This is a genomic window from Phaeobacter sp. QD34_24 (genome assembly GCF_028890115.1).
GTDB lineage: Bacteria > Pseudomonadota > Alphaproteobacteria > Rhodobacterales > Rhodobacteraceae > Phycobacter.
This window is the reverse complement of record NZ_JARCJD010000003.1, coordinates 26,154-39,798: the sequence shown is the minus strand read 5'-3', so window position 1 is coordinate 39,798 and position 13,645 is coordinate 26,154. Positions and strand designations below refer to the sequence as shown.

General features: G+C 62.9%; 13 protein-coding genes, 1 tRNA gene and 1 pseudogene. 12 read left to right on the top strand and 3 right to left on the bottom strand.

Translation table 11 applies throughout. From position 1 onward, the window contains the following. The first annotated feature begins 41 nt into the window (after positions 1–41). The 10 genes from PXK07_RS03045 (at position 42) to gph (ending at position 9,911) form a co-directional block, all read left to right on the top strand. Positions 42–1,043, top strand: a complete 1,002-nt coding sequence (locus PXK07_RS03045; protein WP_274846718.1) for a class 1 fructose-bisphosphatase — start codon at positions 42–44, stop codon at positions 1,041–1,043. 24 nt (positions 1,044–1,067) lie between these two features. Further along, positions 1,068–1,940 carry a phosphoribulokinase gene (locus PXK07_RS03040; RefSeq protein ID WP_274846717.1) on the top strand — a complete coding sequence of 291 codons (873 nt, stop codon included), beginning with the start codon at positions 1,068–1,070 and terminating at the stop codon, positions 1,938–1,940. 11 nt (positions 1,941–1,951) lie between these two features. Further along, positions 1,952–3,952: a transketolase gene (gene tkt / locus PXK07_RS03035; protein WP_274846716.1), complete on the top strand. Its 2,001-nt coding sequence runs from the start codon at positions 1,952–1,954 to the stop codon at positions 3,950–3,952. After that, positions 3,949–4,950 (top strand): type I glyceraldehyde-3-phosphate dehydrogenase, encoded by a 1,002-nt coding sequence (gene gap, locus PXK07_RS03030; RefSeq protein WP_274846715.1) that lies wholly within the window; start codon positions 3,949–3,951, stop codon positions 4,948–4,950. The genes tkt and gap overlap by 4 nt, the downstream gene beginning before the upstream one ends. Further along, positions 4,950–6,161 carry a phosphoglycerate kinase gene (locus tag PXK07_RS03025; RefSeq protein WP_274846714.1) on the top strand — a complete coding sequence of 404 codons (1,212 nt, stop codon included), beginning with the start codon at positions 4,950–4,952 and terminating at the stop codon, positions 6,159–6,161. Before gap ends, PXK07_RS03025 begins: the two co-directional genes overlap by 1 nt. Positions 6,162–6,170: 9 nt before the next feature. After that, a complete protein-coding gene (gene fba / locus PXK07_RS03020) occupies positions 6,171–7,226 on the top strand; it encodes a class II fructose-bisphosphate aldolase (protein ID WP_274846713.1) in 1,056 nt (351 codons plus the stop codon). 72 nt (positions 7,227–7,298) lie between these two features. Continuing rightward, positions 7,299–7,982 carry a ribulose-phosphate 3-epimerase gene (gene rpe / locus PXK07_RS03015; protein ID WP_274846712.1) on the top strand — a complete coding sequence of 228 codons (684 nt, stop codon included), beginning with the start codon at positions 7,299–7,301 and terminating at the stop codon, positions 7,980–7,982. Continuing rightward, complete coding sequence (locus PXK07_RS03010) at positions 7,972–8,676, top strand: HAD family hydrolase (RefSeq protein WP_274846711.1); 705 nt, start codon at positions 7,972–7,974, stop codon at positions 8,674–8,676. Before rpe ends, PXK07_RS03010 begins: the two co-directional genes overlap by 11 nt. 15 nt (positions 8,677–8,691) lie before the next feature. Next, positions 8,692–9,249, top strand: a complete 558-nt coding sequence (locus PXK07_RS03005; RefSeq protein ID WP_274846710.1) for a thioredoxin family protein — start codon at positions 8,692–8,694, stop codon at positions 9,247–9,249. Next, complete coding sequence (gene gph, locus PXK07_RS03000; RefSeq protein WP_274846709.1) at positions 9,246–9,911, top strand: phosphoglycolate phosphatase; 666 nt, start codon at positions 9,246–9,248, stop codon at positions 9,909–9,911. Before PXK07_RS03005 ends, gph begins: the two co-directional genes overlap by 4 nt. Positions 9,912–9,923: 12 nt before the next feature. On the opposite strand, the gene PXK07_RS02995 is transcribed toward gph, so the two are convergent. Together PXK07_RS02995 and PXK07_RS02990 are read right to left on the bottom strand one after the other, a co-directional pair. After that, positions 9,924–10,427, bottom strand: coding sequence for a hypothetical protein (locus PXK07_RS02995; RefSeq protein WP_274846708.1), 504 nt, complete (start codon positions 10,425–10,427; stop codon positions 9,924–9,926). Positions 10,428–10,626: 199 nt separating this feature from the next. Continuing rightward, positions 10,627–10,711, bottom strand: a tRNA-Leu gene (locus tag PXK07_RS02990). Positions 10,712–10,936: 225 nt separating this feature from the next. Here PXK07_RS02990 and PXK07_RS02985 point away from each other — a divergent pair. Further along, entirely contained in the window at positions 10,937–11,470 is a 534-nt protein-coding gene (locus PXK07_RS02985; protein ID WP_274846707.1) for a Hint domain-containing protein, read from the top strand. Here PXK07_RS02985 and PXK07_RS02980 read toward each other — a convergent pair. Then, positions 11,467–13,103, bottom strand: a pseudogene (locus PXK07_RS02980) (NAD(P)H-hydrate dehydratase). The gene PXK07_RS02985 and the pseudogene PXK07_RS02980 overlap by 4 nt on opposite strands. A gap of 172 nt (positions 13,104–13,275) precedes the next feature. On the opposite strand from PXK07_RS02980, the gene PXK07_RS02975 reads away from it, so the two are divergent. After that, positions 13,276–13,614, top strand: a complete 339-nt coding sequence (locus tag PXK07_RS02975; protein ID WP_274846706.1) for a P-II family nitrogen regulator — start codon at positions 13,276–13,278, stop codon at positions 13,612–13,614. The last annotated feature ends 31 nt before the right edge of the window (positions 13,615–13,645 follow it).

The window sequence follows — 13,645 nt, the reverse complement described above, 5'->3', positions numbered from 1 at the left end:
CATTTTTTTACAAGTTTTCCGTCGTGAGGGAGGAGGACAGCATGAAAACTCTAGATCAGGTCCCAAAAGACAGTGATCCTGCGCTGGTTGCGGAGCTCGACCGGCTGGCCGGTGTGGCCGCATCCCTGGCGCGGCGTATTGCACGCGGAGGCATCGACGAAAACCTCGGCGGCGCGGCTGGCACCAATACCGACGGCGATGCCCAAAAGGCGCTGGATGTGATCGCGGACGAGGCCTTCATGGAGGCGCTCGCCCAGGGCAATACCCGCCACTATGCCTCCGAAGAGCAGGACAGCGTGGTCACCATGAACCCCGAAGGCCTGTTCGCAATCGCGATCGATCCGTTGGATGGCTCCTCCAATATCGACACCAATGTTTCGATCGGGACGATCTTCGGGATCTACCCGGCGATGGACACGCCCGAGGCCTCCTTCCTGCGTCCGGGCCGCGATCTGCTGGCGGCGGGCTATGCGATCTACGGGCCGCAATGCGCGCTGATCCTGACATTGGGTGACGGCGTGTTGAAATACGTTCTGGACCCGGAGGTCGGACAGTTCCGCCTGATTGGAAAGCTGGGACGGATCGCGCCGGATTCAAAGGAATACGCCATCAACACCTCCAACTACCGCCACTGGGGCACGGCGATCCGCGCCTATATCGACGATCGCGTTGCCGGCAGCGAAGGGCCTGCGGGCAGCGATTTCAATATGCGCTGGATCGCATCGCTGGTGGCGGAAACCCATCGCATCCTGACCCGTGGGGGTATCTTCCTGTATCCCGCCGACGACCGGCAGGGCTACGGCCAGGGCCGCCTTCGCTATGTCTACGAATGCGCCCCCATCGCCATGCTGATCGAACAGGCGGGCGGACGTGCCACCGACGGCCAAGAGCCGATCCTGGATGCGGTGCCGCATACTCTGCACATGCGCACGCCCTTTGTCTTCGGCTCGGCCAACAAGGTGGCGCGGGTCGCCACCTACCACGATCTGCCGGAAGAAGAGACTTCATCGCTATTTGGAACGCGCGGATTGTTCCGCGCTTGATCCCAACACCTTCAGGACATCGACATGAGCATCAAACACCCGATCATCAGTGTCACGGGATCCTCCGGGGCTGGCACCTCGACCGTGAAAAAGACCTTCGACCAGATCTTTCGCCGTGAAGGCATTCAATCGGTCTCGATCGAAGGCGATGCCTTTCATCGCTACAACCGCGCCGATATGCGCGCCGAGCTGGAGCGGCGGCAGGCGGCAGGCGATCACACGTTCTCGCATTTCTCCTATGACGCCAACGAGCTGGGAGAGCTGGAGCGAGTCTTTCGCGAATATGCCGAGACCGGCAAGGGTCGCACCCGCACCTATGTGCATGACGCCGAGGAAGCCGAGAAAACCGGGGTGCCGCCGGGGGAATTCACCGCCTGGGCGCCCTTCGCGGACGGGTCCGACCTGTTGTTCTATGAAGGCCTGCACGGCTCGGTGGTGAATGACGAGGTGAACCTTGCCGCCCTGGCGGACCTCAAGATCGGGGTGGTGCCGGTGATCAACCTCGAATGGATCCAGAAGATCCACCGCGACCGGGAATCGCGCGGCTATTCGACCGAGGCCGTGACCGAAACCATCCTGCGGCGGATGCAGGACTATGTGCATTGCATCTGCCCGCAGTTTTCCGAGACCGACATCAATTTCCAGCGCGTGCCGGTGGTGGATACGTCGAACCCCTTCATCGCGCGCTGGATCCCCACCCCGGACGAGAGCCTGGTGGTGATCCGCTTCAAGAACCCGCGCGGCATCGATTTCCCCTATCTGATGTCGATGATCCACGACAGCTGGATGACCCGCGCCAACAGCCTGGTCATTCCGGGCGGCAAGATGGACCTCGCCATGCAGCTGATCTTCACCCCGATGGTGAACCGGCTGGTCCATGACGCAAAACGGGCCTGAGGAGACCTGCCATGACCATTCAAACCCCCGTTGTTTCGACTGAAACCCTGATGGCCAATGCCATTCGCGCGCTCACCATGGATGCGGTGCAGGCGGCCAATTCGGGCCATCCCGGCGCTCCCATGGGGCTGGCGGATGTGGCAACCGTGCTGTTCAACCGGTTTATCAAGATCGACCCCAGTCGCCCCGACTGGCCCGACCGGGACCGTTTCGTGATGAGCGCAGGCCACGGCTCCATGCTGGTATATGCGATCCATCACCTTCTGGGTTATGCGGACATGGACGCCGACCAGCTGCGCAATTTCCGCCAGATGGGCGCGCGCACCGCAGGCCATCCCGAATACGGCCATGCAGCCGGGATCGAGACCACCACCGGCCCGCTCGGTCAGGGGATCTCCACCGCCGTTGGCATGGCCATGGCCGAACGCATGATGCAGGCGCGGTTCGGTGACGATCTGGTTGACCACTACACCTATGTGCTGGCCGGGGATGGCTGCCTGATGGAAGGCATCAGCCACGAGGCCATCGATCTGGCCGGTCACCTGGGCCTTGGTCGGCTGATCGTCCTGTGGGATGACAACCGCATCACCATCGACGGGCCGACAGATCTGTCCACCTCGATGGATCAGAAGAAACGGTTCGAGGCCGCAGGCTGGCATGTCCAGGCCGTGGACGGCCACGCGCCCGAGGCCATCGCCGCCGCCATCGCCGCCGCCCGCGCTGATGAGCGCCCCTCGATGATTGCCTGCCGCACGGTGATCGGCAAGGGCGCCCCCAATATGGGTGGCAGCCACAAGGTGCATGGCGCGCCTTTGGGCGCGGAGGAGATCGCCGCCACCCGGGCAGCAATCGACTGGCCGTATGCGCCCTTCGTTGTCCCGGATACTGTCAGCCAGGCCTGGCGCGAGGTGGCTAAGCGTGGCGAGAAGGCCCGCAAGGATTGGGAGGCCCGCAAGAGCGCCTCAATGAAGGCGTCTGAGTTTGACACCTCCATGGCCCCGCCGGATGCAGATGCTCTGCGCGAAGCCATCAGCGCCTACAAGGCCCGCCTCACTGCCGATGCGCCAAAGGTCGCGACCCGCAAGGCATCCGAAATGGCGCTGGAGGTGGTGAATGCCACCCTGCCCAACAGCGTCGGCGGCTCGGCGGATCTGACAGGATCGAACAACACCCGCAGCAGCGCCATGCGGCCCGTCACGGCACAGGATTTCAGCGGTGACTACATCCATTACGGCATCCGCGAACACGCCATGGCCGCCGCCATGAACGGCATCGCGCTTCACGGTGGGTTCAGAACCTATGGCGGCACCTTCCTGGCATTCGCCGACTATTGCCGTCCCGCCATGCGCCTCTCGGCCCTGATGGGGGTTCCGGTCACCTATGTGATGACGCATGATTCCATCGGCCTTGGCGAGGATGGCCCGACACATCAGCCGGTGGAAACCATCGCCTCGCTGCGCGCGATGCCGAACATGGACGTGATCCGCCCCGCCGATGCGGTGGAAACGGCGGAAGCCTGGGAAATGGCGGCCACTTCGGCCACCACCCCCACGGTCCTGTGCCTGTCTCGCCAGGGCCTGCCGACCCTGCGCCGCAATCACAGCGCCGAAAATCTGACCGCCCGCGGCGCCTATGTTCTGCGCGGCAGCGCGGTGCGCGACGTGACCCTGATCGCCACCGGATCGGAGGTGGAGATCGCCATGAAGGCCGCCGATCTTCTGGCACAGGACGGGATCCGGGCTGCCGTGGTCTCTGCCCCCTGTTTCGAGGCCTTTGCCGCGCAGTCGCCGGACTATCGCGCCGCCGTGCGCGGCAGCGCCCCCCGCATCGGTGTCGAGGCCGCCATACGCCAGGGCTGGGAGCTGTTCCTGGAACGCGGCGACGGCTTCATCGGGATGAGCACCTTCGGCGCCTCCGCCCCCGCCCAGGAGCTGTACCGTCATTTCAACATCACGGCCGAGGCCATCGCCGCCACAGCCCGCCGCCATATCGAGAAGAGGACGAAGGCATGACCACGAAAGTCGCCATCAACGGTTTTGGCCGCATCGGACGCTGCACCCTGGCCCATATCATCGAAAGTGGGCGCAACGACATCGAGGTGGTGAAGATCAACGCCACCGGCCCGATTGAAACCAACGCGCATCTTCTGCGTTATGACAGCGTGCACGGGCGGTTCCCGCACGCCGTTGCCGTCAACGACGATACGCTCGATCTGGGCCGCGGGCCGATCAAGGTCTTCTCCACCTACAACCCCGAGGAACTCGATTGGGACGGCGTGGACGTGGTGCTGGAATGTTCCGGCGTGTTCAATTCCAAGGAACAATCCGCGGTCCACCTGCGCCAGGGCGCGCGCAAGGTGCTGATCTCGGCCCCCGCCAAGAACGCCGACCGTACCGTGGTTTATGGGGTCAACCACCGCGATCTGCGCAGCGATGAGCTGGTGGTCTCCAACGGCTCCTGCACCACCAATTGCCTCGCGCCGCTGGCCAAGGTGCTGAATGACGCCATCGGCATCGACAGTGGCATCGTCACCACGGTGCATTCCTACACCGGCGATCAGCCCACCCTGGACCGCCGCCACAAGGACCTCTACCGCGCCCGCGCCGCCGCCCTGTCGATGATCCCCACCTCCACCGGAGCAGCCAAGGCGATCGGAGAGGTCCTGCCGGAACTCTCGGGTCGTCTGGATGGATCCGCGATCCGGGTGCCGACCCCGAATGTATCAGCCGTGGATCTGACCTTCATGGCCGCCCGCGATGTGACGGAGAATGATGTGAACGCGATCATGGCCGAGGCCGCGCAAGGCCACATGCAACAGATCATCAGCTATGAGACCGAACCCAAGGTCTCCATCGATTACAACCACGACAGCCATTCCTGCAATTTCGCCGCCGACCAGACCAAGGTGATGGGCGCGCGGCTGGTGCGGGTGATGGCCTGGTATGACAACGAATGGGGCTTTTCCTGCCGCATGGCGGATACGGCCAATGCCATGGGGAGACTTCAGTGATGGACCTGCCGCAGATTGATCTTGCCTCCGTCAAGGGCCGCCGCATCCTGGTGCGCGCCGACCTCAACGTGCCGATGAAAGAGAACGGCACGGTCAGCGACGACACCCGGATCCGCCGCTTTGCCGATGGAATGAAGCCCCTGCTGGCCGCAGGCGCGCGGTTGGTGATCCTGACCCATTTCGGCCGCCCCGAACCGGGCACGGATGCCGGGGAGTATTCCGTTGAACCGCTCATCCCATCCCTTGCCGCTGCCTTGGGGCGTCCAGTGCGGTTTTGCCCGGAGCTGATCGGGGAAGAAGCCGTCGCCCGCAGCCGGGGTCTGAGCGATGGCACGGTCATGCTCTGTGAAAACCTGCGCCTATCGGCAGGGGAGACCGCCAATGACCTCGCCTTCGCCGCACAACTGGCAAAGCTTGGCGATATCTACATGAACGATGCGTTTTCCTGCGCGCATCGTGCCCATGCCTCGACCGAAGCCTTGGCGCACCTGCTGCCCGCCGTGGCCGGCCCCTTGATGGTTGAGGAGATCGAGGCGCTGTCGGCCGCTCTGGAATGCCCCAAACGCCCGGCGGTGGCGGTGGTGGGCGGCGCCAAGGTTTCCAGCAAGATCGCGGTACTGAAGAACCTGGTGCAGAAAGTAGATCACATCATTATCGGCGGCGGCATGGCCAATACCTTTCTCTATGCCGATGGCGCGCCGATGGGCCGCTCGCTGCACGAGGCCGACCAGATCGAAACGGTGCGGGAAATCCGCGCGCTGGCGCAGGCCGCAGGCTGTAGCCTGCACCTGCCCGAAGATGTGGTCGCCGCCTATGATTGTGCCGCCGGTGCAGCCCATGACATCACCCCCGCCGCTGCCTGCCCAAAGGAGGCCATGATCCTGGATGCAGGGCCGCGCGCGCTGAAACGGTTCCAGTCGGTACTGACCTCCTGTAAAACGATCCTGTGGAACGGGCCGCTGGGGGCCTTTGAACTCTCCCCCTTTGACCTCGCGACCAGGCACCTGGCTGAGACAGCCGCCGATGTGACCCGGCAGGGCCTTGCGGTTTCTGTCGCAGGGGGCGGCGATACGGTTGCGGCCCTCAACATGGCCGGTGTATCTGGCGATTTCACATATGTCTCCTCCGCCGGGGGGGCTTTCCTGGAATGGCTGGAGGGTAAGACGCTCCCCGGCATTGCGGCGCTGCAAGGCGCAGCAGAAGCGGCCTAAGAGGTTTTCATGGCACTTATCACTCTTCGTCAACTGCTGGATCACGCCGCCGAACACGGCTATGGCGTGCCGGCCTTCAACATCAACAACATGGAGCAGGGTCTGGCGATCCTGAAGGCCGCCGCGAAATGCGACAGCCCTGTGATCCTTCAGGCCAGCCGGGGCGCGCGCTCCTATGCGGGCGACATCATGCTGCGGCACCTGATCCAGGCGCTGGTGGAAATGTATCCCCATATTCCGATCTGCATGCATCAGGACCATGGCAACAACGAACAGACCTGCCTGTCGGCGATCCGCCACGGGTTTACCAGCGTGATGATGGACGGCTCGCTTGAAGCCGACATGAAAACGCCCGCGTCTTATGAATACAACGTCGAGATCACCGAGCGCGTGTCGCGCATGGCCCATTGGGTCGGTGCCTCGGTCGAGGGCGAGCTGGGCGTTCTCGGCTCGCTGGAAACCGGCGAGGCCGGCGAAGAGGATGGATCGGGCGCCGTGGGCAAGCTCACGCAGGAGCAGCTTCTGACCGACCCGGATCAGGCCAAGGATTTCGTGGCAAAAACCCAGGTCGATGCGCTCGCCATCGCCTGCGGCACCAGCCACGGCGCCTATAAATTCAGCCGCAAGCCCACGGGCGACATCCTGGCGATCAGCCAGATCGAGGCAATCCACGCCAAGATCCCCAATGTCCACCTGGTGATGCACGGCTCGTCGTCTGTTCCGCAGTATCTGCAGGACCTGATCAACGAGTTCGGCGGCGAGATGCCCCAGACCTATGGCGTGCCGGTCGAAGAGATCGAGCGCGGCATCAAATCGGGCGTGCGCAAGGTCAATATCGACACCGACAACCGCATGGCCATCACCGGCCAGTTCCGCAAGGTGGCGCAAGAGAAACCGACCGAGTTCGACCCGCGCAAGTTCACCATCCCCGCGATGGAAGAGATGGAAAAACTCTGCCTTGACCGGTTCGAGCGTTTCGGCACCGCGGGCAATGCCTCCAGGATCACCCCGATTGATCTGGATGAAATGGCGAAACGCTACAGCAGCGGTGCGCTGGCGGTCTGATCGCCCTTTCCCGAGCAAATAGCGGGGGGCGTTTCGCGCCCCCCGCCCCTCCCCCACATAACGAGGCCCCCGATGCCCTTTGACCGCAGCGTGAAGATCGCGCCCTCTATCCTCTCTGCCGATTTCGCCAACTTCGGCCAGGAAATCCGGGCCATCGAGGCCGAAGGCGCCGACTGGGTGCATGTGGACGTGATGGACGGTCACTTCGTCCCCAACCTCACCTTCGGGCCGATGGCGGTGAAAGCCTTCCGCCCGCATGTAAAAACCGTGATGGACGTGCACCTGATGATCGCGCCGGTCGATCCCTACATCGAGGCCTATGCCGATGCGGGCGCCGATGTGCTGACCGCCCATATCGAGGCTGGCCCGCATATCCACCGCACCCTGCAGGCCATTCGCGGCGCGGGCATGAAGGCGGGTGTGGCGCTCAATCCCGGCACCCCGGCCGAGGCGGTGGCGCATCTTCTAGACCTCACCGATCTCATCTGCGTGATGACGGTGAACCCCGGCTTCGGCGGGCAGAAGTTCATCGACATGACCGGCAAGATCGCCACCCTGCGCCAGATGATCGGCGACCGCCCCGTGCATATCGAGATCGACGGCGGCGTCGATCCCACAACCGCGCCCAAGGTGCGCGCGGCCGGCGCCGATGTGCTGGTGGCGGGCTCGGCTGTCTTCAAGGGCGGCTCGGTCGACAATCGGTCGGTCTACGGCACCAACATCCGCGCCATCCGCGAAGCCGCCAATGCCGCTTGAGGCGCTCATATTCGATGTGGACGGCACCCTGGCCGAAACCGAGGAACTCCACCGGCGCGCCTTCAACGAGACATTCGCAGTGGACGGCCTTGATTGGTACTGGAGCCGGGACGCCTACCGCCACCTGCTGCAGACCACCGGCGGCAAGGAACGTATCGCCCGCTACATGGCTGAGATCGGGCTGCCACAGGATGCCATCGACATTGCCAGCCTTCACCAGAGCAAAACCGATCGCTATCTGCGCCTGATGGGCGACCGCGGGCTGGAGCTACGCCCCGGCATTGCAGACTTGATCGCTCAGGCCAAGGCCGCCGGGCTGAGCGTGGCCATCGCGACAACGACCAGCCGCCCCAATGTGGATGCGCTTTGCGCTGCCTGTTTCGGAGCACCTGCCGAGAGTGTTTTCCCGGTCATTGCCTGCGGCGACGAGGTCTCGGCCAAGAAACCCGCGCCAGACGTCTATAACCTGGCCTTGCACCGCCTTGATCTGCCCCCAGAAAATGCCCTCGCCTTCGAGGACAGCAGCAACGGGCTGCGCAGCGCAGAAGCTGCCGGGGTCGCTACGGTCGTGACGCCCTCGATCTACACCGAGGACGACGATTTCACCGGCGCCCGCTCTGTGATCAAGGGTGTCACCGCGCTTGGCGGTATCGCCACCCTGACCCGCCTCTGGCCCCAGCCCGAAACCGCGTAACGAAAGGAGCCTGTCATGGCCGTTTCCCCTCCTATCTGCGATTTCGGCTGGCGCGCGCCGGAGTTCCGCCTGCCCGCCACCGATGGCCGGACCTACAGCCTGACGGATATCGCAGGCCCGAAAGGCACGCTCGTAATGTTCATCTGCAATCACTGCCCCTATGTGATCGCGGTTCTGGACCGGATCCAGCGCGATGCCTGTGACCTGCAAGAGCTGGGCATCGGGGTGGCCGCGATCTGTTCCAACGACGCCACCGCCTACCCGCAGGACGGTTTTGACAAGATGGTGGACCTGGCCCGCGACCGCGCCTTTTCCTTCCCCTATCTGCATGACGAAGACCAGAATGTCGCCCGCGCCTGGAATGCCGCCTGCACGCCGGATTTCTTCGGCTTCAACTCCGCCGGAGAATTGCAATACCGCGGGCGGCTGGATGCCTCAGGGCGCAACCCGGCTCCACCCGATGCCCCGCGCGAATTGTTCGAGGCCATGCGCCAGATTGCCGAAACCGGCCAGGGACCGAAAGACCAGATCCCCTCGATGGGGTGTTCGATCAAATGGAAGGAGCCCGCATGAGCCAGGCCATCGTATTCGACCTTGACGGAACGCTGATCGACAGTGCCCCCGACATTCACGCCGCCGCCAACCGGATGCTCCAGGATTTCGAGCACGGCCCCCTCACCCTGGAGCGCGTGACCAGCTTCATCGGCAACGGCATTCCCAATCTGGTCCGCCTGGTCATGCAGGAGCGCGGCATTCCCGCGTCCGACGAAGACACCATGCAAGCGCGGATGCTGCTCCACTACATGGCACATCCGGCGGATCTGTCGCAGCCCTATCCGGGTGTCGTCGATTGCCTTCAGGCACTGCGGGATCAAGGATACCGGCTGGGGGTCTGCACCAACAAGTTGCGCGCGCCCTCCATCCAGATCCTTGATGCGCTGGATCTGTCACGGTTTTTCGACGTGGTCGTAGGCGGTGACACCCTGCCGGTGAAGAAACCTGACCCGGCCCCCTTGCATGCAGCCTTCCAGGCCCTCGGCGGCAATGCCCTGCTTTACGTCGGCGACAGCGAAGTGGATGCAGCCACGGCCCAGGCCGCCAAGATACCCTTCGCGCTCTTCACCAAAGGTTACAGGAAGACCCCAGTCGAGGATCTGCCAAGCAGCGTCACTTTCGATGATTTCACCAAACTGACCGCAATTGCAGGCCAAGAGAGCGGCGTATCCGCCGTCTGACGCGGCATGGGGTCAACCTGCGCGCCGGACCATCCCAGACTGCACCGCCTGCGCCGCGCGCGCCCGCTGTTCAAGCATTTGCTGTGACACGACCGGCGGGAAGCCGAAACTGACCGGTTCGCCCTCATCGTCCAGATAGGCCCACTGCGCCGCCAGGAGTTGATAGCTTTTGACTTCCCAGCCCTCCCAATCCGGGCGGAAGCGCAGGCGCCAGTTCCCCCGGATATTGAGCTGGAACCGGGCTCGCGGCCCCCGTGCCTGGCCCAAATCCTTCATCCGCTCATAGAGATCTGCGGCCTCCGGCAGGCGGCGCCCAGGAAAGATGACCTCGACCTCCTTCTCCGGCCGCGCGATGCCGCGGACCACAAGATCCCCGCGACTGTTGCGATCAAATACGGGGAGCAGCTCCACCGAGACATCCTGCAACGCGTGCTTGAACAGACCTGCATCTTCGATCGCAGGCGTGATCTGAGACCGTGCCCTGCGACGGTTGGGAATATCTGGCTCCTTTTGCATGCGGTTCCCCTCCTGAATACAGTCCTGCCTGACAAGCGCTCTCCAGCACGGCATTGCCAGCCACTGTTCGCATTTCGCTCTATGTATCCGGCACCCGGTTAAGAAGGCGTTGATCCACCAATGCGTGTACCGACGGCGCAAGTCATCCAGAGACGCGCGTGGTGCATCCCGCAATTCGCAGTATTTTCTGAAAAGAAAGTGGTGCGGGTGAAGGGACTTGAACCCCCACGCCTTGCGGCGCCAGAACCTAAATCTGGTGCGTCTACCAATTCCGCCACACCCGCACGACACATGCCCCAGCGGGGCTTGTGTGGGCCGCTCAATAGCAAAGCCCGCAACCGGATGCGAGAGGAAATCGCACCTCGGGGGAACTTATCCAATGCGGCAAGAATGACACATCGATTTCAAGCCTTTGCAGCACGCATGCAAAAACCCGCAGACCTCTGCGCCCGGATGCGCCTAATATGGTGAAAAACAAAAAGCACACTGAGGCAGAGCGAGTAACTCACATGAAAACGCAAGCGAATCCGCCTGCGCAGCAAATTCTTGCGCGCATCATGCAAAGCCGCCGGGAGCGGACCAACAGCCCCGTGGCACAGACCTCGGTCACCTTGATCAAGGGCACGCTGATCCAGACCCGTGAGGGTGAGACGGCCGTCGAAAACCTGCAAGCGGGCGATCACCTCATCACCCGAACGCAGGGGTATTCTCCCCTGTCGGGTATCCGCCAGTCCCGCGCCATGATGCATGCGGTGCGCTTCATGGCCGGCTCCCTGGGCAATACCCGCCCCGACAGCGACCTGCTGTTGCCGCTCAATCAGAAGATCCTGCTGCGCGATTGGCGCGCCAAGGCGATGTATGGCCAGCCCCAGGCCGCCGTTCCCGCCTTCGAGTTGATCGATGGGGAGTTCATCCGGGATGAGGGCCTGCAGATGCTGGATCTCTGCACCTTGAGCTTTGATCGCCCCCATGTGATCTATGCGGACGGTATGGAGATCGCGACCTCGCAAGCCGCCAGCAAGGATCTGCGGCCCGCGGCCTAAAGGCCGAGTTTTCGGAACACGGCGGGGATCAGTTCCGGCAGGTCCTCGGCGATCAGCCCGGGGCCGAATTCCAATGCGCAGTCCACATGCAGCCATGCGGCGCTTGCCGCCGCCTGCATCGGGCTGAACCCCCGTGCCATCAGGCCGGTGATAAAGCCCGCCAAGACATCCCCCGAGCCAGCAGTCGCCAGCCAGGGTGCGGCGCGATCATAGTGGGCGGAGTTCACCGAGCAGCGCCCATCCGGCGCGGCGATCACCGAATCGGCGCCCTTGAACAGCACCACACAGCCCGCCCGCGCGGCGGCCTCGCGGGTGGCATCCACCTTGGAATAGGCGGGGCCTTTGGCGGCAGGCGCCTTCAGCTTTTCTGAGATGTCCGGGAACAGCCGCGCAAATTCGCCGCCATGGGGCGTCAGCACGCAGCTTTCATGCAGCATGGAGAACAGCGTTTCCGGCGCATCGCCAAAGGCCGAAAGCGCATCGGCGTCCAGCACCGTGGCCCGTTTGGCAGCCAGGGCCGCAGGGACAAGATCCCGCGCCCGATCAAGGCCCATTCCGGGGCCAAGGCAGAGGGCATTGAGGCGGGGATCTTCCAGCGCCTCCGCCAAGGCTTCTGCATCTGCCACCCGCTGCAGCATCAGCGCGGTGATCTGGCAGGCGACTTCCTGCTGGGCGCTAGGTGGCACGCCGAGCGTCACCACCCCCGCCCCGATCCGAAGCGCACCCCGCGCCGAAAGCCGCGCGGCACCGGTCTTGCCAGCGCCGCCCGTCAGGATCAGGGCGTGACCGTGGGAGAATTTGTGGCCGCAAACCTTTCTTAGATCTGGCAGGTCATCAAGAGAGTATGGTTCGAGGTTGGAAGCTAGTGGCGCTTTCAAATTTTTGTTGTTCATAGCCCTATGCTCTTTACCACTAGCTTTCCGCAGGCCTTCACACCATCCCTCATCACCTGTCCGCGTTTTGGAAGATGGAATGTAACCGTAAGATTTGCCTCGATTGGAACGAACTCCACTGCTTCCCACATCTCGTCCAACTCGCAAGGCGCGAAGTCAACAAACACACCGGTATCAGAATGTAACCCGCTCGGCACATCAATCGCCACGCGCCTTTCTGCGCCTGATAGCAGTTCGATGTCCCTGATGACCTCTCTAAGCTCTTCTTCTATCGGACGACTAACTCCAGTCCCGAACAGGGCATCAATCAACACCACGTCATCCCATTGCGCCAATGGCAGTTCGGACCAAACCCGGGTCGTATTGCTGTGTCCACCGAGCAGTTTGACCTCTCTAACGCGAAGAATGTCACCTACCTCCCCCAACTCCACCCACCGCTCATAATTCACCTTCGCATCCGGCGGCAGTTCGGTCGGGTCTCCATACAGAAACACCTCCACCTCCCAGCCGCGGCCTTTTAGCAACCGCGCCACAACGAACCCGTCGCCGCCGTTATTGCCGGGACCGCACAGGACCACGGCGCGTTTGCCGCTTGTGTCCAGCTCGGGCCATTCCTCGAAAATGGCCTCAACCACGCCCTGCCCGGCCCGCTCCATCAGCTCCAGGCCGGTCACCTCGCCTGACTCGATGGCAGCCTGTTCGATGGCGCGCATCTGGGCGGCGGTCAGCAATTCGGTCATTCCAAAGGCTCCCGCGATTCAAAATCGCTTACTTTTTGTGCGCATAGACTGTTTTTTAATCACACCTGCCCGTTTTGCAGGCTGATTTCCCGGCAAGTTGAGCAGTATCCATTGTCCACGGCATTTAGAAATGATCTGACCACCTTCGACAAGGTTGTGAGGAGCCCCCGAGATGAAAAAGATCGAAGCCATCATCAAACCGTTCAAACTGGACGAGGTGAAAGAGGCATTGCAGGACGTCGGCGTTCAGGGCCTCTCGGTGATCGAGGTCAAGGGCTTTGGCCGCCAGAAGGGTCATACCGAACTCTATCGCGGCGCCGAATATGTGGTGGATTTCCTGCCCAAGGTGAAGATCGAGGTGGTTCTGGATGACGATCAGGTCGACGCGGCCATCGAGGCCATCGTGAGCGCCGCCAAGACCGACAAGATCGGCGACGGCAAGATCTTCGTCAGCCCGGTCGAGCAGGCCATCCGCATCCGCACCGGCGAAAGCGGACCCGACGCGCTTTAATATCAAACACCGCCTGCCATCTGCACCATGC